Here is a 17,309-nt window from a genome sequence, read left to right on the forward strand (position 1 = left end):
GCGGAGGGGAAGCCATGGTATTTAGGCAGGTCTACGAGGAGGGTTTGGCGCAGATGAGCTACCTCCTGGGGTGCGCCGCCACCGGGGAGGCCCTGGTGGTGGATCCCAAGCGGGACGTGGACACCTACTTGGAGCTGGCGGAAAGCCTGGGCCTGCGCATCACCGCCATCGCCGAAACCCACATCCACGCGGACTACCTCTCGGGGGCTAGGGAGCTGGCCCGGGCCACCGGGGCCACGCTGTACCTTTCGGACGAGGGGGACGAGAACTGGAAGTACAAGGGCCTGGAAGGGTTCGCCCACGTCCTCCTGAAGGATGGGGACGAGTTCCGGGTGGGGAACATCCGCGTCAAGGCGGTGCACACCCCCGGCCACACCCCGGAGCACCTCTCCTTCCTGGTGGCCGATGGGGCAGTAACGGACGAACCCCTCCTCTTCCTCACGGGCGACTTCGTCTTCGTGGGGGACATCGGCCGGCCCGACCTCCTGGAGGAGGCCGCCGGCATCAAGGGCACGGCGGTGCCCGGGGCCCGGCGCATGTTCCAAAGCCTCAAGGAGAAGTTCCTCACCCTTCCCGACCACGTGCAGGTCTGGCCGGGCCACGGGGCAGGTTCCGCCTGCGGCAAGGCCCTGGGAGCCCTTCCCGCCACCACCGTGGGCTACGAGAGGCGGCATGCCTGGTGGGCGGAGTACCTGGAGAGGGACGATGAGGATGGCTTCGTAAAAGCGCTTCTCGCTGGTCAGCCGGAAGCCCCCACCTACTTCAAAGAGATGAAGCGGCTCAACCGGGACGGCATGCCCATCCTGGGAGGCATCCCCCATCCGGGCCGCCTCACCAAGGCCCAGTTTGACCGGTACCTGCGGGAAGGGGCCATCCTGGTGGACACCCGGGACAAGTTCGCCTTCGCCGGTGGGCACATCCGGGGGGCCATCAACATCCCTGCAGGAAAGAACTTCTCCACCTGGGCGGGTTGGCTTCTTCCCTACGACCGGCCCCTCATCCTCCTGGCCCACCCCTCGGAGGTGGAGGCCCTGACCCGGGCCCTGATCCGCATTGGCCTGGACGAGGTGGTGGGGTATATCCCGGGCCTCCAGGGGTATGCGGATGGAGAGCTGGAAACCGTGCCCCAGATCACGGCCCGGGAGGCCAAAGCCCTCTGGGAGCGGGGCGAGGCGGTGATCCTGGACGTGCGGGGCCGGGACGAGTACCTGGCGGGGCATATCCCGGGGGCCCTGAACATCCACGCGGGGCGGGTCCTGGCCCAGCTGGACCGGCTCCCCAAGGACAAGCCCCTCATCGTCCACTGCGTGGGCGGGGATCGCTCCAGCACCGCCATCAGCGCCCTCTTGTCCCACGGCCTGAGGAACGCTCTGAACCTCACCGGGGGGATTAGGGCCTGGCAGGAAGCAGGCTTCCCCGTGGCCAAGGGCGAGGAGTTGGTAAACGCCTGAGTCTAGGGCAGGGGGACGGGGCTTCCGCCCCGGTCCCCCAAGAACCCCAAAGAGGTGAACATGTACGAAACCGAGGTCAAGGACCTGAGCCCAGAGGAGGCCAAGAAGCTTTACGACGAGGGCGTGACCTTCATTGACGTCCGTGAAGTAGAAGAGTACGCCCAGGCCCGGATCCCCGGGGCAGGCCTCGTCCCCCTCTCCGAGTTCATGGCCCGCCACGGGGAGATCCCCAAGGACCGCCCGGTGGTCCTCTACTGCCGCACGGGGAACCGCTCCTGGCAGGCGGCGGCGTGGCTCACCGCCCAAGGGTACAGGAACGTCTACAACCTCGAGGGGGGCATCGTCCGTTGGTACCGCTCGGGCCTCCCCGTGGACACCACGCCGGTGGAGGTGGGGTACGCCGCCACCCCCTTCCAGGAGGTGGGCCCCCACGAGGCAGCAAAGCTTCTGCAGGAGGCCTTGGTGGTGGACGTGCGGGAGCCCTGGGAGTATAGGGAAGGGCACGTGCCGGGAGCGGTAAACATCCCCCTCTCCTCCCTGCCCCAAAGGCTCTCTGAACTCCCCAAGGACCGGCCCCTTCTCCTGGTATGCAACTCCGGCAACCGCTCGGGGGTGGCCGCGGACTTCCTGGTCCAGCATGGCTTCCCTGGGGAAAAGGTGTACAACCTGGAAGGAGGCACCTACGCCTGGATGGCGGCGGGCCTTCCGGTGGAGCGATGAGCCTCGCCCTACTCGGCGCCCTCCTCATCGGGCTCTCCTTGGGGCTTCTGGGATCCGGGGGGTCCATCCTCACCGTACCCGTCTTGGTGTACCTCCTGGGGGAAGCCCCCAAGCAGGCCATCGCCGAAAGCCTTCTCATCGTAGGGGGGATCGCCCTCCTCGGGGCGCTTCCCTACGCCCTTAGGGGCCTGGTGGACTGGCGGAACGCCCTCCTCTTCGGCCTTCCGGGCATGGGGGGCACCTACCTGGGGGCCTGGCTATCCCGCTTCGTTTCCGGGGAGGTGCAGCTTTTGGCCTTTGCCTCGGTGATGCTCCTCGCCGCCTACTTCATGGCCCGGCCCGCCCCCGCCCACCCACAGGCCAAGGGGAAGCGCCAGGCCTGGAAGATCGTTCTGGATGGGATCTCCGTAGGCGCCCTCACCGGCTTCGTGGGGGTGGGCGGGGGGTTTTTGATCGTGCCCGCCCTGGTCCTTTTGGGAGGGCTTCCCATGCACCTGGCCATCGGGACCAGCCTCCTCATCATCGCCCTGAAATCCTTCGCCGGGTTCTACAAGTACCTTCACCTCCTCCCCGCCTACGGGCTCTCGGTGAACTACGCCGTGGCGGGTCTCTTCGTCCTGGTGGGTACCCTGGGGAGCTTCCTGGGAGGGAGGCTTGCGGTGCGCCTGCCCCAGGAGGGGCTTAAGCGGGGCTTCGCCCTCTTTCTGGTGGTCATGGGGGTCTTCATCGTGGCCCAGAACCTGGCCCAAGGGCATTAGACTGGAGGAGTGCCCTTCCGCACCCTCTTGGCCGTCCAGGCGGAAGCAAGGCCGGAGTTTTACCGCACGGAAGAGGCCTTTCAGGAGCGGGTTTTTGCCCTCCTAAGGCCCCTCGAGGGCACCCCCTCCCCCCGCCTGGCCGCCTTCCCCGAGCTCTTCGGGCTTCCCCTCCTCCTGCACCTGGAGGAGGACTTGCACCCCAAGGACCTCCTGAGGGCTCCGCTCCTTCCTTGGAGGCGGGCCCGGCGGGCCTACGAGGTTTTTCACCGCACCATGGCCGAGGCCGCCAGGGCCTTCGCCACCTACCTCCTGGCGGGCACCCTCCTCTCCCCCCCTTACGAGGAGGAGCTTTCCCGGGGACGGTTCGCCCGCACCCCCTTGTTCCAGAACCTGGCCCTCTTCTTCAACCCCAGAGGCCGCCTCCTGGCCCAGGTGCCCAAGATGGAGCTCACCCCGCCCGAGCGCTGGCTTGCGCGGGGCCGCTTCGGCCCCCACCTGGTGGAAACGCAAGCGGGAAGGGTGGGGATCCTCATCTGTTTGGATGGGTTCTTTGAGCGCCACCTGGCCCGGCTGGACGCCCTGGGAGCCGAGGTCCTCCTGCAACCCTCCGCCAACCCCGCCCCCTGGGACCGTCCCTGGCCCTGGGACCGCAGGCGCAAGGAGGGGGAGGTCTGGCTGGCCTCCGCCCGGGAGCGGCTTCTGGGGCGGGAGCACCTGCGCCTCCTCCTGAACCCCATGCTGAACGGCCAGATTTTGGGCCTCACCTTTGAGGGGCAAAGCGGCATCTACGCCCCCGGGGAGGCCCTCCTCCTGGCGCAGGCCCCCGTGGGGGACGAGGCCCTGCTGCACATCCTCCCCTGAGGCTAGAGGCGCTCGGGGAAGAGGCGGATGGGGAAAGGCCGGATGAGGGCCTTGGAAAGCTTCTCCCAGGCCAGGTCCTTCACCTGGCCCTCGAGGTCCTCCCGCACCTCCTCCAAGGGGTAGCGGCCCGCAGGCTTCACCCCCTCCAGGAGGATGAGGTGGAAGCCAAACTCCGTGCCCACGGGTTGCGACACCTCCCCCGGCTTCAGGGAGAGGAGGGCCTTCTCAAAGGCGGGGATATAGGTGCCCTCGGGCTCGCACCCCAGGTCGCCCCCCTCCTCCTTGGAGCCCGGGTCTTGGGAAAGGGCCTTGGCCACCTCGGGGAAGGCCTCTCCCTTCTCCAGACGGGCCAAGGCCTCCTTGGCCGCCTCCAGGGTGGGCACCAGGATGTGCCGGGCGCAGTAGAGGGCGGGGTGGCGGTACTCCGGAGAAAGGAGCCAAAGGGCCTTTAGGGCGGCGGAAGACACCCTTAATGCTTGCCGGTAATGGGCCTCCAGGGCCTCGAGGGCCATGGCCTCGGTGAGGAGGGCGCGGTAGGTGGCGAGGTCCTCCACCCCTGCCTCCTTCAAGGCCGCAAGCAGGGCCTCCTCCGAAGGAAAGGCCTCCTTGAGCTGCCACACCTTGGCCTCCACCGCCTCCTCCTTGGGCCAGAAACCTCGGGCCCGGGCCACCTGGAGGAGGGCCTTCTCCTCCGCCAAGGCCTGGAGGTAGGGGACGCGGTACTGGGCCAAAAGCTCCCGGGTCTCCTGCGCGTCGGGCAGACCCAGCTGGCGCAGGGCGCTGCGGGCGAAGAGGCCAAAGCGGAGCTCAAACTGGCTCTTGGTGATGTGTTCGGGCCCCACCTGGGCCACCACGGGGTCTTCCTGGGCCCAGGCAAAGGGGGTTAAGCTTAGGCTTAAGGTCAGGAGGAAAAAAAGGAAGCGCATGCCCCATGCTAGCATGGAGGGCGTGAACGACCTCATCCTCCGGGCGGCCCGGGGCGAGCCCACCCCCCGCCCTCCCGTCTGGTTCATGCGCCAGGCAGGGCGTTACCAGAAGGAGTACCAGGAGATAAGGAAGCGCTACACCCTCCCCGAGATCGTGCAAATCCCCGAGGTCTGCGCCGAGGTAACCCTCCTCCCCGTGCGCCAGCTGGGCGTGGACGCCGCCATCCTCTTCGCCGACATCACCACCCCCCTTTACGGCATGGGGGTGGAGCTGGACCTGGTGGAGGGGAAGGGCCCGATCATCCAGCAGCCTATCCGGGACGAAAAGGGGGTGGAGGCCCTTAGGCCCCTGGAACCCCAGGAAGCGGTCCCCTTCGTGCTGGAAACCATCCGCCTCCTGAAGGGGGAGCTTGAGGTACCCCTCATCGGGTTCGCCGGGGCCCCCTTCACCCTGGCAAGCTACCTCATCGAGGGGGGGCCAAGCCGCCACTTCCTGGAAGTGAAGGCCTTCATGTACCGGGAGGAAGGGCTCTGGCACCGCCTGATGGAAAAGCTCACCCAGGCCATGGCCCGCTACCTGAAGGCCCAGGCGGAGGCGGGGGCCGACCTCCTCCAGGTTTTCGACTCCTGGGTGGGGGCCCTATCCCCTGCGGACTACCGGCGGTACGTGAAGCCCCACATGGCCAGGCTCTTCCAGGAGTTAAGGCCCCTAGGGGTACCCGTGATCCACTTCGGGGTGGGGACCATGGGACTTCTTAAGGAGATGCAGGAGGCCGGGGGAGATGTGATCGGCCTGGACCACCACACCCCCCTCCCCTGGGCCCGGGAGGTGCTGGGGGAAACCCCCATTCAGGGTAACCTGGACCCCGTGGTCCTCTTTGCTCCCAAGGAGGTGATCCGGCGGGAGGTGCGGCGAACCCTAGCGGAAAATGCCGGCAGGCCCGGACACATCTTCAACCTGGGCCATGGCATTCTGCCCAAGACTCCGGTGGAACACGTGCAGTACGTGGTAGAACTCGTGAAGGAGGAAGCGGCATGAACGTGCTCCTAATGGCTTACGGCACCCCCTACACCCCGGAGGAGATCGAACCCTACTACACGGACATCCGCCGGGGAAAGAGGCCCTCGGAAGAGCTCCTCCACGAACTCTCCGAGCGCTACAGCGCCATCGGCAAAAGCCCCTTGAACGAGATCACCCTGGCCCAGGCGGTACGGCTTCAGGCCCTTCTGAACCTCGAGACCCCTGCCTACCCCAAGCGCCTCCTGGGCCCCTTTGGCCCCCGCACGCCCCAAGGCCCAGCCCGGGTCTACGTGGGCACCAAGCACTGGCACCCCTCCATCGGGGAGGCCATCGCCGCCATGCACGAGGACGGGGTGCGGAAAGCGGTGGCCATCGTGGCCGCCCCCCACTACTCCCTGCGGAGCGTGGCCGAGTACAAGGAGAAGGTGGAGCAGGCCCTGAAAGCCCTCCCCGAGCCCATAGAGTTCCATTGGGTGGAGAGCTACGAGGCCCATCCCAGCCTCATCGCCGCCTACGCCCGTCGCCTGGAGGAGGCCATCTGGCGACTGCGGGACCCCAAACGGGCGGCCTACGTCTTCACCGCCCACTCCATCCCCGTCTCGGCGGTGGAACGGGGCGACCCTTACCCCCGCCAGGTGGAGAAGACGGCGGAGCTTATCGCCAAAAGGCTTGCCCTTCCCCGTTTCAGCGTGGCCTACCAATCCGCCGGGCGCACCCCCGAACCTTGGCTTGGCCCCGACATCAATGAGCACCTTAGGGCTCTAAGGGAAGAGGGCATTGAGGAGGTGGTGGTGCAGGCGGTGGGCTTCCCCGCGGACCACCTGGAGGTCTTTTACGACCTGGACCTCGAGGCCCAGGCTACCGCCCAAGAGGTGGGCCTAAGGCTCCTCAGGGCCCGAAGCCTCAATGCTGATTTGGATTATATCCAGGTACTCAAGGATTTGGTGGAGGCGGCGTGGCTCAAGTAGCCGTGGTGGGGGGAGGATGGGCGGGGCTTTCCGCCGCCTTGGCCCTGAAGGAGGCCGGGGTGGACTTCCGGCTCCTTGAGGCCAGCCTCCGCCTGGGGGGCAAGGTGCGCACCCATAAGGGGGAGGGGTTTTTGGTGGAAGGGGGCCCCGATGCCAGCGTGCGCTACAAGAGGGAGGTCCTGGAGCTTGGCGAGCGCTTCGGCCTCACACCCATAGGGACCCTGCCCGCCAAGCCCGCCGCCTCCATCCTGCGCAAGGGTAAAGCCCACCCCCTCCCCGAAGGGCTTTTGCAGATCGTGCCCGGGGACCTCAAGAGCCTCTACCGCACCTCCCTCCTCTCCCTTTCCGGGAAGCTCAGGGCCCTATACGACCTCGTCCTCCCCCGGGGGACCAAAGAGGACGAAAGCCTAAAGGAGTTCGTGGAAAGGAGGCTGGGCCCCGAGGTTTTCGCCGCCCTGGTGGCCCCCTTGGCGGGAGGCATCTACGGGGGGGAGCCCGAGGAGCTTTCCATGCGGGCAGCCTTCCCCCAGCTTCTGGATTTGGAGCGGAAACACCGAAGCCTCATCCTGGGGGCCATGCGGGCGAGAAGGGCTCGGGGAAGCCGGGAGGGGGGAAGCCTGTTCTTCTCCTTCCAGGAGGGGCTTTCCGCCCTAACGCGGAAGCTTGCCGAGGAGGTGGCGGCAAGAACCCTCCTGGGCACCCCGGTCCTGGCCCTCGAGGCCCTGGGTGGCCGGCACCGCCTCCACACCCCCAAGGGACCCCTGGAGGTGGAGGCAGTGGTCCTGGCCACCCCTGCCCCGGTGGCGGCCCAGCTCCTAAGACCCCTGCTTCCCGAGGCCACGGCCCTTCTCAAGGGCATTCCCCACACCCCAGCGGCCACGGTGAGCCTGGCCTTTAAGGAATCGCTTCCCGTAACGGGGCATGGCCTCCTCATCGCCAAGGGGGAAGGCTACAGGGCCAGGGGGTTTACCTGGACGCACCAGAAGTGGCCTGGGAGGGCCCCGGAGGGGTTCAGCCTGGTACGGGGCTACTTTTCCGGGGAGGTGGCGCGGCTTTCCGAGGCGGAGCTGGCCCGGGTGGCCCTCGAGGACCTCCGCCTTTTCCTGGGCCGGGAGGTGCGCCCGGAGCGCACCTGGGTTTTCCGCTTCCCCGAGGGCATGCCCGCCTACCGGGTGGGGCATCTGGAACGCATAGGGCGGCTGGAGATGGCCCTCCTCAAGGCCCCCGGGCTCTTCCTGGCGGGGAACTACCTGGAGGGCGTGGGCCTCCCCGAGGTGGTGCGCTCGGGGAAAAAGGCAGCGGAGAAGGCCCTAAACTACCTGGCCTTGGCCCCCACCCCCTAGCCAAAATGCGGCGGGCTGGATAGGATGGACCAAACATGATCCTGCCCTATCCCGTGATTGCCCTGGGCTCTATCCTCTTGGGCCTTCTTGCGGGGTATTTGGGCTATACCGATCCCTACATCCTTCCCTGGTTCATGATCTTCACCGCCGCCACCGCCAGCGTGTACGGGCTCGGCTGGGGGCTTCTTGCCGTCGGGGTTTCCACGTTCCTCCTCCTCCCCTTCCCCGGATTCCATATCGCGGCCGCGGCTCTTCTCCTCCTTTCCGCCTGGCTAGCCCACGGCATCGGGGAAAGCCTCCGGCGGGCCCACCGCCGGGCCAAGGCCCTGGCCAAAAGCCAGCGGTACCTGGCCGAGGCCCTCGAGGCCCTCCCCCAGGCCCCCAACCGGGAAGATCTCCTCCGAGGGCTTCCCCAGCGCTTGGCGGCCTTGGGGGAAGGGGGGCACGTGGGGGTCTGGGTGCCTACCACCCAGGGCTTCCGCCTCCTGGAAAGCATCCCTCCCCTTCCCCTCAAGGAGGTACCCGCCAGCGGGGTGATGGGGCGAGCCTTCCGGGAGGGGCGCCCCGTGTACGTCTCCGACGTGGGCAAGGAGCCGAACCACATCCCTGCCCCCGGCCTAAATGCCCGAGCGGAGCTGGCCCTTCCCCTCAAGGAAAGGGGCGAGGCGGTGGCCGTTTTAAACCTGGAACGGGGTAAGCCCTTCGCCCCCGAGGAGGTGGAGGGCCTCACGCGCTTCGCCCAGGCGGTGAGCCTGCAGTTGGATCGCTTGGCCGACCTGGAGGAGCGCAAGCTTATCGCCGACCTCTCGGAACGCCTGCAAAGCGCCAGCACCCTAGAGGAGGCGGGGGCCAAGGCCCTGGCCCTCCTCCTCGCCTCCCTGGGGTTGCCCTCGGGCACCCTTTGGGAGGCGCGGGGCGGACGGATGGAGGCCTTGGCCTACCACGGGGTGGAGGAGCCCACCCTCCTCCAGGTGCTGCGGGAAGGCCTCCCCTATGGCGTGGGCCTGGTCTGGCAGGTGTACGAAACCCGAAGCCCGGTGTTCACGGCCCGCTATGCGGAGGAGAGCCGGGTGGTGCCCGCCCTGAAGGCCCTGGGCTGGCGCACCTTCGCCGCCCTTCCCGTCCCCTCCCTCGGCGCGCCCCGGAGCCGCAGGGTGCTGGTGGTGGGCCAGAAGGAGGAACGGCTATGGCGAAAGGCGGAGGTGGAACGCCTCCTCCTCTTCTGCCGCACCCTGGGGCTTGGGCTGGAACGCCTCGAGGAAAAGAGCCGCCACCAGGCGGTGAACGAGCTTTTCCTCAACCTCCTACAAAAGCCCCCTGAGGACCTCTACCAACCCCTCTTGGAGGAGGCCATCCGCCAGGTGCCAGGCGCGGAGGCAGGAAGCCTCTTGGTGTTGGAGGAAGGCCATTACCGCTACAAGGCCACCCTTGGCTACGACCTGGAAGGCCTCAGGAAGGTCGCCTTTACCCTCGAGGACCAACTCCGCTGGTACGGTCAAGGAAAGGAGCGGGGCCTAAGGGGTGAGCCCCGCATCCTGAGCGCGAAGGAGCGGGACATCGCCAAGATCAGCCACGAGACCGCCCCCGCGGAGGTCATAGACACTGCAGGGAAGGCCCGGGAGATCCGGGCCAATCTCTGCCTGCCCATTCCCTACAAGGGCGAGGTGCTGGCCTACCTCAACCTGGACAACCTGCACGACCCCCTGGCCTTCGGGGAAGACTCCCTGGAGGCCGCCCGCTTCTTCGCCGCCCCCTTGGCCACCCTGCTCCACGAAAGCCGCACCCGGAAGCTCCTGGAGGAGGCCGCCCTCACCGACCCCCTCACGGGCCTGGCCAACCGCCGAGCCTTTGACCGCTTCTTCCAAGAGGAGCTGAAGCGGGCCGAACGCTACGGCTACCCCCTTTCCCTGGCCGTCTTAGACCTGAAGGGCTTCAAGCAGGTGAACGACCGCTTGGGCCATGCGGTGGGCGACCTAGCCCTCCTCAAGGTGGCGGAGGCCCTGGAAAAGGAAAGGCGCAACGGGGACCGCCTCTTCCGCTGGGGCGGGGACGAGTTCGCCGCCATCTTCCCCCACACGCCCAAGCAGGGAGCTATCGCCGCTGCCTTCCGCTACGCCCAGGCCATCCAAGGCCTCTGCTTTGAGGGGCTTTGTCTAGGGGTGAACATCGGGGTAGCCACCTACCCAGAAGACGGAACGACCCTAGACGCTCTCCTTTCCGCTGCCGACACCCGTATGTACGAGGCGAAAAGGCGGGGACAGGTGGTAGCTGCTTGAACCCCTACCAAAAGGAGTATACTGGAGCGGGCCTAGCCATGAAGGGCACCCGGGGTCTAGCCCTTTCGCAAGCCTTGCTCCCCCTGCTGCGCCGGGGACTCGAGGGGCTTAAGGATGCGCTCCAGCATGTGGCCCTGGCCCTCTCCACGCACCGCGCCTATCTCTTCCGCCTGGAAGAGCGAAACGGCATCTGGCACGCGAGCCAGCTAGCCGAGTGGGCAGGCCCCGGCACCAGCCCCCAGATCCAGAACCCCGCCCTGCAGAACCTGCCCCTCCAGGAGGCGGGCTACGGGCGCTGGCTGGAGCGTTTCCTGAAGGACCAGGCGGTGACAGGCCCCGTGGCCTCTTTCCCTGAGGAGGAAAGGCCCCTCCTGGAGGCTCAGGAGATCCAGAGCCTTTTGGTGGTGCCCATCTGGGTGGAGGGCCAGCTTTGGGGCTTCCTGGGGGTGGACGACTGCCAGCGGGAAAGGCGTTTCAGCGGGGAGGAGGAAGCCTTTCTCCGGGCCGTGGCCGAAGCCTTAGCCCGCACCCTGGAGCTCTGGGAACGAAGCCGATGGCTCCAGGGCCTGCTGGAGGCCTCCCCCCTCTACGTGGCCCGCCTAGACCAGGAAGGCCGGCTCCTCTACGCCAACCCCGCCCTGCGGGCCGCCTTCCCCCAAGGCCTCGGCCTCCCCGTGGCCGAGGCCTTGGCCCACCCCGGCCGGCCTCACCTCCGCACCCTCCGGGAAAAAGGGGTGGTGGTGGAGTGGCACCTCCTGGCAGTGCCCGGGCCCGGGCAGGAGGTGCTGGAAGTCCTGGCCCTGGGGCTGGACGTAACGGAACGGGAGGAAGCCCAGGCGCGGGAAAGCCGCTGGAGCGCCTTCCGCAAGAACGTCTTGAGGGTCTACGAGACCCTCATGGCCGAGGGGCTTTCCGACTCCATCTTTGGGCTGATCCTCGAGGCCGCTCTGGACACCCTTCCCTCTGCGCAAGCAGGCAGCGTCACCGTGCTTATGGAAGACGGCTGCTACCACTTTGTGGCGGCCAAAGGGTACGACCTCGAGGTCCTGCGGCAGGTGTGCCTCCGGCCGGAGGAACCCCTCTCCCTGACCGGCCACCGGGAGGCCCAGGTCTTCATCTGGAAGGACCTGGAACGCTTCAACGCCCGTCTGGACGAAAAAAGGCGCAAGATAATGGAGGAAGCCGGCAGGGTGCGGGAGATCAAGGCCATCCTCTCCGTCCCCGTGTACCTGGCAGGGGAGCGCAAGGCCTTCTTATACCTGGATAACTTTGAGCAGGAGGACGCCTTTACCCCCCTGGACCTGGAGCTGGCCCAAGCCTTCGCCAGTCAGCTGGGCCTGCTCTTCCGCAGGTTGGAGCTGGAGGGAAGGCTCCAGCACCTGGCCTACCACGACCCCCTCACCGGCCTTCCCAACCGCCTCTTCTTCCTGGAAAAGCTCGCCCAAGCCCTCCGGGACGAGGGGCGGGACCTGGCGGTCTTATACTTGGACCTGGACGGGCTCAAGCTGGTGAACGACCTGGAAGGGCATGCGGTGGGGGACGAGGTGATCCGGGTCATGGCTACCCGCTTCCGGGCCGCCCTCCGCCCCCGGGACCTGGTGGCCCGGCAAGGGGGAGATGAGTTTCTGGTGCTCCTCACCGGGATCAAGGAGGCCGAGGAGGCGGTCGCCGTTGCCGAGAGGCTGTTGGAGGTGGCCCGTCTCCCCTGCCCCGTGGGGGAGCGAGTCTACCACCTCTCCACCTCGGTAGGCATCGCCCTAGGGGAACCGGGCCTTTCCCCCGGCGAGCTCCTCCAGCGGGCCGATCTGGCCCTGTACCGGGCCAAGGGGGAAGGCAAAAACCGCCTGGCCTTTTTTGAACCCCACCTCCAGGAGGCCCTGCAGCGGGAAACCCATCTCCTGGAAACCTTGCGGGAGGATCTGGAAGGGGGAAGGGGGCTGCGCCTGGTCTACCAGACCATCGTGGACCTCACCACGGGCAGCAGCGTGGCCGTGGAGGCTCTGCTCCGTTGGCACCTGGCTCCCCCTTCCGAGCTCATTCCCCTGGCGGAAAGGCACCGGCTCATGGGCCAGCTGGGGCAGTGGCTCCTCCGCCAGGCCTGCAAGGAGCAGGGCCGCCACGGCCTCAGGGTACACGTGAACGTCAGCCCCCAGGAGCTTCTGGACCCTACCTACGCCTTCCGAGTGGCGGAGGTCCTGGAGGAGACCGGCTGCCCCCCAGACCGCCTGGTCCTGGAGGTGACCGAAAGCTCCCTGATCCCCGACGAGCGAGGGCGCGACGCCACCCAGGCCTTGCAGGCCCTTCGGGGCCTGGGGGTAAGGATTTACCTGGACGACTTCGGCTCAGGCTACTCCAGCCTGGAGCGCCTGGCCGAGCTCCCCGTGCAGGGGGTCAAGCTGGGGCAGGCCTTTACCCGGCGCCTGGGCACCCCGCCTGACCCCCAAAGCCCCGCCGCCCGGGTGGTGGCCGCCGTCTTGGCCCTAGCCCAGGCCTTGGGGCTGGAGGCCATTGCGGAGGGGATTGAGGACCAGGCCACCTTGGTCTACCTGCAGGGCCTGGGCTTCCCCTTGGGCCAGGGCTACCTCTGGGGACAGCCCAAGCCTCTTGTCCTAGAATGAACCAGAGATGGCGACCAAGGTGGCCTGGCGTATCAGCCTGATCTACGCCGCCTTTTCCCTATTTTGGATCCTGGGGAGCGACCACCTCCTCCTGAGGCTTTTTCCCTCGGCGGAAGCGCTCACCCGCTGGCAGACCGGCAAGGGTCTGCTCTTCGTCCTTCTGTCCGCAGGCTTGGTCTACTCCCTCACCGCCCGCTGGGAACGGGACAGGACCCTATCGGCCCAAAACCTGGAAGCCTCCGAGCGGCGCTTCCGGGCTCTGGTGGAAAACAGCCGGGAACTGGTCTTCCTCCTGGATTCCACGGGGCGGATCACCTACGCCTCCCCAAACGTGGGGCAGGTCCTGGGCTACGATCCCCAGGGCCGCCTCAGGGAGCCCACCTTCGCCCTGGATTTTTTACACCCGGAAGACCGCCTTTACGCCGATGCGGTTTTGGAAGACCTAATGCGTCATCCCGGGGCCATCCGCGAGTACGGCTTCCGGTTGCTGGACGCAAAGGGACAGGTGCGCCAGGTGCGGATTTGGGGACGCAACCTTCTCCACGATCCAGCCGTGGCCGGCGTTGTTCTGAATGTGCGGGACGAAAGCGAACTAGAGGAAGAACGGGCCAGGCTCCAGGGCCTATTGGAGGCCCTTCCGGGACGGGTCTTTCAAGCCCGGGTACCGGAAGGCGCCGACCCTGCCTTCCTTCCCCTTTTGTACGCTTCCCCCCAAGGGGAAACCATCCTGGGGTACCCTCCTCAGGAGCTCAGCAAAGACCCGCACGCCTTCTATGCCAAGGTGCACCCCAAGGACCGGGAACAGGCCCAGCAGGTGTGCCGGGAAGCGGTAAAGCGCCCTAATGAACCCCAAAGGGTCACTTACCGTTTCTGGCATGGGCAAAAGCAACGCTGGATCTGGCTGCAGGACACCCTGGTCTATGACCCCTACAGTCGCTTGCTGACCGGCTACGGGGTGGAGGTCACCGGGATCGTGGAGGCGGAAGAACGCTTCCGCCTCCTCTTCCAGGCCCATCCACTGCCCATGTGGGTCTACGACCGGGAAACCTACCGCTTCCTGGAGGTAAACGAGGCGGCCCTTGCCCAGTATGGCTACACCCGGGAGGAGTTCCTCTCCATGACTATTCTGGAAATTTTCCCGGAACGGGAGCGGCTCCTGGGGGAACTCCAGAGCAAAAGACCCCCATTGCCACCTTCTGGTCCCTGGACCCACCGCCTGAAGGACGGGCAGGAAATCCAGGTGGAGATCTACTCCCATCTCCTGGACTATGCGGGCCGGCCCGCCATCTTGGTGGTGGCCTTGGACGTCACCCAGGCAAAGGCTAAAGAGAGGGCCCTCCGGGAGTCCGAGGCCCTCTTCCGCACCCTAGCGGAAACCGCTCCCGCCCTCATCCTCATGTGGCAGGAGGAGCGCCTCACCTTCGCCAACCAGGAAGCTTTGCACCTCACCGGCTACACCCGGGAGGAGCTCCAAAGCCGCCCCATCTGGGAGTTCGTCCACCCTGCCGACCGGGAAATGGTGCGGGCCAGAGGCCTGGCTCGCATCCGTGGGGAAAACCCCCCGGGCCGCTACACCTTCCGCATCCTTACCCGGGAAGGGGAGGTGCGCTGGCTGGACTACTCCGCCGCCCGGGTGGAGATCGGGGGGAAGCCCGCCATCCTGGGGGTAGGCTTGGACATCACCGAGGCTAAAGAGCGGGCGCTCTCCCTGGAGGCCTTTGCCCGGGTAAGCGTGGCCCTGCGGCAAAGCGAAGAGCTTAAGGAAATGATGGAGGTCGCCTTAGATGCGACCCTGAAATCCATGGAGGCCCCGGCGGGCAGCATCCTCCTCTACGACCAGGAAACCGGCCGCCTGGAGGAGGCGGCGAGCCGGGGTTGGCTCAAGGAGGTCCCCACACCCCCTACCCTGGCCGAGGAGGGCCTGGTGGCCCGGGCCTTCCGGGGTGAGGTGGTGGTGAGCCTTGACCTCAAAAGGGATCCCCGGGTGCGCCCTGGGGCTAAGGACCTAGTACCTGAGGGGTGGAGCGGGGCAGTGGTGCCCCTCCTGGCAGGCCAGGAGACCATCGGGGCCCTCACCCTGGCCTGGCCTCACCCCCACACCCCTACCCCGGGGGAGGTGGAACGGGCCCTGTTGGTGGCGGAAACCCTGGGCAACGCCGTCCACCGGGCCAGCCTTCGCCGGAAGCTCGCCCGGAGGGTGGAGCACCTGGAGGCCCTCCGAGCCATAGACCAGGCCATCGCCGGCTCCTTGGCCCTCGAGCCCACCCTGGAGATCTTCCTCAACCAGGTGATGCGCCTCCCCCTGGACGCCGCCGCCCTCTTTCTCTATGAACCCAGGGAAAAGGGCCTCAGGCTGGAGGGCCACCGGGGCTTCCTCTCCCCCAAGGCCTTCCTGCCCAAAGAGATCCGCCTGGGCCAGGGCCACGTGGGCCAGGCCGCCCTGGAGGGGCGCAAGGTGGCCGTGGACGACCTCACCCGGCAACCTGGGGCCCACCCGGACTTCACCCTCAAAGAGGGCCTGGTGGCGGAACGGGTCTATCCCCTCCTCGCCAAAGGCAAACTCCTGGGTGCCCTGGCCGTCTTTACCCGCAGGCCGTGGGACCTTTCCTCTGAGGACGAGGAGTTCCTCGAGGCCCTGGCCACCCAGGGCGCCATCGCCCTGGACAACGCCCGCACCTTCCAGGAGCTCCTGAAAAGCCAGCGGGAGCTGGAGGCCGCCTACGACCTCACCCTCTGGGGCTGGGCCAAGGCGGTGGAGCTAAGGGACCAGGAAACGGCCGGGCACACCGAGCGGGTCACGGAGCTCACCGTGCGCTTGAGCAGGGCCCTGGGGGTGCCCGAGGAGGACCTAGACGACATAAGGCGGGGAGCCATCCTCCACGACGTGGGCAAGCTGGGCATCCCCGACGCCATCCTCCTCAAACCAGGCCCCCTCACCGAGGAGGAGTGGGCCATTATGAAAAAGCACCCCGTATACGCTTACGAGTGGCTTTCCGGCATCCCCTTCCTCAAGAAAGCCCTGGAGATCCCTTATTGCCACCACGAGCGCTGGGACGGCTCCGGATACCCCCGGGGGCTAAAGGGCCTGGAGATCCCCCTCTCGGCCCGCATCTTCACCGTGGTGGACGTGTACGACGCCCTGACCTCCGACCGCCCTTACCGGAAGGCCTGGCCCAGGGAAAAGGCCCTGGCCTACATAGAGGAGCAAGGGGGCAAGCAGTTTGACCCCGCGGTGGTGGAAGCCTTCCTGAGGTTGATCGCCGGGGAAGAGAACCTCCTTCCTTAGATCCAGCCCAGAAGCCTTTTCGCCTCCTCGGAAAGCCGGGCCGGGGTCCAGGGGGGTTCAAAGGTAAGCTCCACCTCTACCTCCTCCACCCCGGGAAGCCGGCTAAGGGCCTGGCGCACCGCATCCCCCATGCTGTCGTGCAAGGGGCAGCCCGGGGTGGTGAGGGTCATGCGCACGTAGGCCTTGGGGGGCTCCACCTTGAGCTCGTAGATGAGCCCCAGGTTCACCACGTCCAGGCCCAACTCCGGGTCATAAACCGTCCGCAAAAGGTTCCGCGCCTGTTCCTCCAAAGGGTTCACCGCCGCATCACCTCCCAAAGGGCGTAAACTTGGGGGAAAACCCCCAAGAGGTAGACCCAGCCCGCCCCAGGAAAGAGGGGAAAAAGGAAGGCCCCAAGGGTCAACAAAGCCCCTGCCCCATACCCCGCACCTTCCGGGAGCATTTCCTTAAGCAGGGGCACCTTTTCCTTCCCGGCCCTTGGGGCATACCGGTGGGTCCAGACCAGGAAGGGCAGGATCTTGTAGAGCATCCCCGTCACCACCAGCCCCACGAAGCCCAAGGCGAACCAAAGGGTAGCCCAGACCGGGTTGAAGGGCAGGACCAGGAGGGAAAGGCCCAGGAAGAAGAGGCCCAGGAGGTAGTGCCGCACCCCGATATCCAGGACCCGTTTCATGCGGTTCTTGAGGATGCGCCAGGTATCGTAGAGGGCCAGGGCATAGGCCAAAAGGAGGAGGAGATAGCCCAGCCTCTCCCCCATGGCCAAACCCAGAAGCCCCAGGTTGGCCGCCCAAAGAAAGAGTCCCAAAGCCCGCTCGTCCACCCCATGGGTGAGGGTGAACATGGAAAGGAGCTTGTACCCCACCCCCAGGATGGAGAGGAGAAAGACCCCGCCCAAACCCGCAAGGAGGTGCCAGGTGAGCCTTTCCGGATCGTAAAAGCCGCAGCGCTGGGAAAGGGCCTGGAAAAGCCCTAAGAGGGGGGTAAGGACCAGGTAGAAGACCACCCAGGCCAAGGCGGTGGCCACCCGGTTCCAGCAGGGAGCCTGGCGGAAGGTGAGGTAGCTCAAAACTTGCACTTATCC

General features: G+C 66.7%; 12 protein-coding genes and 1 pseudogene. 10 read left to right on the plus strand and 3 right to left on the minus strand.

What is annotated here, in order from left to right; translation table 11 throughout:
• Positions 1-14: 14 nt before the first annotated feature.
• From C2847_RS06635 to C2847_RS06650, 4 genes are read left to right on the plus strand one after another with little or no spacing between them, the layout of a single operon-like run.
• On the plus strand, positions 15-1,451 hold the full coding sequence (locus C2847_RS06635; protein WP_105317651.1) for an MBL fold metallo-hydrolase: 1,437 nt from the start codon (positions 15-17) through the stop codon (positions 1,449-1,451).
• 60 nt (positions 1,452-1,511) lie between these two features.
• Positions 1,512-2,171 carry a rhodanese-like domain-containing protein gene (locus C2847_RS06640; protein ID WP_105317652.1) on the plus strand — a complete coding sequence of 220 codons (660 nt, stop codon included), beginning with the start codon at positions 1,512-1,514 and terminating at the stop codon, positions 2,169-2,171.
• Positions 2,168-2,929 (plus strand): sulfite exporter TauE/SafE family protein, encoded by a 762-nt coding sequence (locus C2847_RS06645; protein WP_105317653.1) that lies wholly within the window; start codon positions 2,168-2,170, stop codon positions 2,927-2,929. The genes C2847_RS06640 and C2847_RS06645 overlap by 4 nt, the downstream gene beginning before the upstream one ends.
• 9 nt (positions 2,930-2,938) lie before the next feature.
• Positions 2,939-3,790 (plus strand): nitrilase-related carbon-nitrogen hydrolase, encoded by an 852-nt coding sequence (locus C2847_RS06650; RefSeq protein ID WP_105317654.1) that lies wholly within the window; start codon positions 2,939-2,941, stop codon positions 3,788-3,790.
• Positions 3,791-3,792: 2 nt separating this feature from the next.
• On the opposite strand, the gene C2847_RS06655 is transcribed toward C2847_RS06650, so the two are convergent.
• Complete coding sequence (locus C2847_RS06655; RefSeq protein ID WP_164835659.1) at positions 3,793-4,716, minus strand: peptidylprolyl isomerase; 924 nt, start codon at positions 4,714-4,716, stop codon at positions 3,793-3,795.
• A 13-nt stretch (positions 4,717-4,729) separates the two neighbouring features.
• On the opposite strand from C2847_RS06655, the gene hemE reads away from it, so the two are divergent.
• The 6 genes from hemE to C2847_RS06685 are packed head-to-tail and all read left to right on the plus strand — an operon-like array spanning position 4,730 to position 16,228.
• Complete coding sequence (hemE, locus tag C2847_RS06660) at positions 4,730-5,755, plus strand: uroporphyrinogen decarboxylase (RefSeq protein WP_105317656.1); 1,026 nt, start codon at positions 4,730-4,732, stop codon at positions 5,753-5,755.
• Positions 5,752-6,705, plus strand: coding sequence for a ferrochelatase (gene hemH / locus C2847_RS06665; RefSeq protein ID WP_105317657.1), 954 nt, complete (start codon positions 5,752-5,754; stop codon positions 6,703-6,705). Before hemE ends, hemH begins: the two co-directional genes overlap by 4 nt.
• On the plus strand, positions 6,693-8,048 hold the full coding sequence (hemG, locus tag C2847_RS06670) for a protoporphyrinogen oxidase (RefSeq protein WP_105317658.1): 1,356 nt from the start codon (positions 6,693-6,695) through the stop codon (positions 8,046-8,048). Before hemH ends, hemG begins: the two co-directional genes overlap by 13 nt.
• Before the next feature lie 35 nt (positions 8,049-8,083).
• Positions 8,084-10,324 (plus strand): diguanylate cyclase, encoded by a 2,241-nt coding sequence (locus C2847_RS06675; protein ID WP_105317659.1) that lies wholly within the window; start codon positions 8,084-8,086, stop codon positions 10,322-10,324.
• A gap of 38 nt (positions 10,325-10,362) precedes the next feature.
• Positions 10,363-12,942 carry a bifunctional diguanylate cyclase/phosphodiesterase gene (locus tag C2847_RS06680; protein ID WP_105317670.1) on the plus strand — a complete coding sequence of 860 codons (2,580 nt, stop codon included), beginning with the start codon at positions 10,363-10,365 and terminating at the stop codon, positions 12,940-12,942.
• A gap of 7 nt (positions 12,943-12,949) precedes the next feature.
• A complete protein-coding gene (locus C2847_RS06685) occupies positions 12,950-16,228 on the plus strand; it encodes a PAS domain S-box protein (RefSeq protein WP_105317660.1) in 3,279 nt (1,092 codons plus the stop codon).
• Here the strand turns inward: C2847_RS06685 and C2847_RS06690 are convergent.
• Both C2847_RS06690 and C2847_RS06695 read right to left on the minus strand, forming a co-directional pair.
• The gene (locus C2847_RS06690; RefSeq protein WP_164835660.1) at positions 16,225-16,527 is read right to left on the minus strand and encodes a metal-sulfur cluster assembly factor; all 303 of its coding nucleotides are present in this window, start codon (positions 16,525-16,527) and stop codon (positions 16,225-16,227) included. The genes C2847_RS06685 and C2847_RS06690 overlap by 4 nt on opposite strands.
• A pseudogene (locus C2847_RS06695) lies at positions 16,524-17,285 on the minus strand (hypothetical protein); the annotation flags it as partial. The pseudogene C2847_RS06695 and the gene C2847_RS06690, both read right to left, overlap by 4 nt.
• Positions 17,286-17,309: the final 24 nt, after the last annotated feature.

The sequence above is a fragment of the Thermus tenuipuniceus genome, assembly GCF_002964845.1.
Taxonomy (GTDB): Bacteria; Deinococcota; Deinococci; order Deinococcales; family Thermaceae; genus Thermus; species Thermus tenuipuniceus.

Excerpts from the sequence above, each read along its gene's own strand:
- C2847_RS06635 (WP_105317651.1), top strand. The coding sequence starts at position 15 with ATGGTATTTAGGCAGGTCTACGAGGAGGGTTTGGCGCAGATGAGCTAC.
- C2847_RS06640 (WP_105317652.1), top strand. The coding sequence starts at position 1,512 with ATGTACGAAACCGAGGTCAAGGACCTGAGCCCAGAGGAGGCCAAGAAG.
- C2847_RS06645 (WP_105317653.1), top strand. The coding sequence starts at position 2,168 with ATGAGCCTCGCCCTACTCGGCGCCCTCCTCATCGGGCTCTCCTTGGGG.
- C2847_RS06655 (WP_164835659.1), bottom strand. The coding sequence starts at position 4,716 with ATGCGCTTCCTTTTTTTCCTCCTGACCTTAAGCCTAAGCTTAACCCCC.
- hemE (WP_105317656.1), top strand. The coding sequence starts at position 4,730 with ATGGAGGGCGTGAACGACCTCATCCTCCGGGCGGCCCGGGGCGAGCCC.
- hemH (WP_105317657.1), top strand. The coding sequence starts at position 5,752 with ATGAACGTGCTCCTAATGGCTTACGGCACCCCCTACACCCCGGAGGAG.
- C2847_RS06675 (WP_105317659.1), top strand. The coding sequence starts at position 8,084 with ATGATCCTGCCCTATCCCGTGATTGCCCTGGGCTCTATCCTCTTGGGC.
- C2847_RS06680 (WP_105317670.1), top strand. The coding sequence starts at position 10,363 with ATGAAGGGCACCCGGGGTCTAGCCCTTTCGCAAGCCTTGCTCCCCCTG.
- C2847_RS06685 (WP_105317660.1), top strand. The coding sequence starts at position 12,950 with ATGGCGACCAAGGTGGCCTGGCGTATCAGCCTGATCTACGCCGCCTTT.